Source organism: Neisseria sp. P0001.S005 (genome assembly GCF_051963715.1).
Map to the genome: position 1 here is coordinate 1 of NZ_JBQCTZ010000379.1, position 1,732 is coordinate 1,732.

Below are 1,732 nucleotides of genomic sequence, written 5' to 3' on the forward strand. Positions count from 1 at the left end.
TATTCGGGCAATTTTCAGACGGCCTGCGCTTAGGAATAACGGGTAAAAACGTGTGAAAGAATGCAGAAGCGTTGGTGCCACGGTCGTTTTGCAGCGTGTTGTGTCAAACATACAGACAGTTGTGTAGGTAAATAAAGAGGCGGGCAAATATGCCCGCTTTATTTTTAATATTTCTGCAAACCTTCTACCTTGATTTCTTTGGCATTGGCATTGATGAAGGCTTGAGTTGCTTTCATCGTGGCTTGGATGCGTGGATCGTTCCAGCGCACGATTTGGTTGTTTTCATCGCGCTTGTCCGACCAGATAATCACCCCGTCGGTGTATTTTTTGCTGATTTCGAGCATTTTGCGCCAGCGGACGGGGTCGATGAATTGCTTGAAATAAGGGCTGTTGGTGGCCGAATAATATTGCGGCCAGATGTAGCCGATGATTTTTTTGTTGGGAAAGCGTTGGTGGATGTCGTCAACGGCGGTTTTCACGTCTTTTTCCCATTGCACTAAATCGGGAGAAGTGATGTAGAACACAGGATTGGCATAGTCGCTGATGGCGGCGGTGGGCGCACGGCGTTTGCTGACTTGCCGCCATTTGACCAAGATGGCTTCGTTGTCAACGTTGGGGCGGTAGTGGCGGATGCCGTGCAGGTGTTCGGAAGGCATGCCGTAGTTGCTGATGAAGGCGCGCGGGTTTTCTTCTCTGAAGATTTGGTACATCCGCGCGAAGTCGGTTCTCAACTCGTCGGGTGTCAGCAGCTGGCCGTCTTTTTCGGCAAACCAGCTTTCGATGTCGGTGGAAATGGTGCGGTAGCCTTCGCGGCGCGATTGTTTGGCCAATTCGCGGATACGTGCTTCATTGAGTACGCCGTGTTTGCGTTTGCCTGTCGGATCGGGTTTGACCAGCTCGCTTTCGTAAACCAAGAACACTTTGGAGAGTTTGTCGGCAGTAAGGTCGGGTTTGCCGACATAGTCCATGCGGTCGTAGATAATGAAATCTTTGGCATGGGCGGAGAGGGCGGTCAATAAGAGGACAAGGGGCAAAAGGCGGTTGGGTTTCATATTTTTAGGCAGATAAGGGAAAAGGGCCATTGTACGGGAAGCGATGTTAAAGTGAGTCAAAGGCCGTCTGAAAGGATAAAAGTTCTTTCAGACGGCCTTTGTTGGATTGGGGTATTCAGTTTTGAGGCTGGTATGGCTTACTGCGCCGCAGTTTTTTCTAGTAATAGGAAAGTCTCGGCTTTGTTGCGCGGTCTTGCGCCTTGCCACAAGGTTTGCCAGCCCGAAGGTGCGCCGATGTTGGCGGCTTGACGGATGAGGCGGTAGCGGCAGGACGGGTTGTCGGTCGTGGTTTTAATATGGCTGTATTGATTCCATGCGATTCGTGTGCGCTGGTCTTGGCTGTCGATGCTGATACATTCGAGGCCGTCTGAAAGCTGCTGTTTCAATTTGGAAGAAAGTGCGGCTTCCATTTGGTGAATCACCGGCGCATGGCTTTTGGCGGCGTTGAGCCACGGTAAAAACAGGGTCATCAGCAAGGCCCAGGCCAAGGTAACGCCGGCCGCCCAGTTGGTTACGGCTTGGCGGCCGCGGATGTTTTTACGCGTAATCGCCCAGAGCCATAACGGGGTAAACAGCAGGGCGACGGCCATCGGAATCGGGTCAATGTCGGGGATGTAATACGGGCTGAAATAGGCGGCGCGTTCGGCCAGTTTGGCAGGCCAGCCGTAGTTCATGGCGAA

General features: G+C 52.3%; 1 protein-coding gene and 1 pseudogene. Both read right to left on the minus strand.

Features of this window, described 5'->3' with window-relative positions; translation table 11 throughout:
• Nucleotides 1-164: 164 nt before the first annotated feature.
• Nucleotides 165-1,052: a hypothetical protein gene (locus ACTHSP_RS20355; protein WP_440346806.1), complete on the minus strand. Its 888-nt coding sequence runs from the start codon at nucleotides 1,050-1,052 to the stop codon at nucleotides 165-167.
• Between the two features lie 137 nt (nucleotides 1,053-1,189).
• A pseudogene (locus tag ACTHSP_RS20360) lies at nucleotides 1,190-1,732 on the minus strand (glycosyltransferase family 39 protein); the annotation flags it as partial.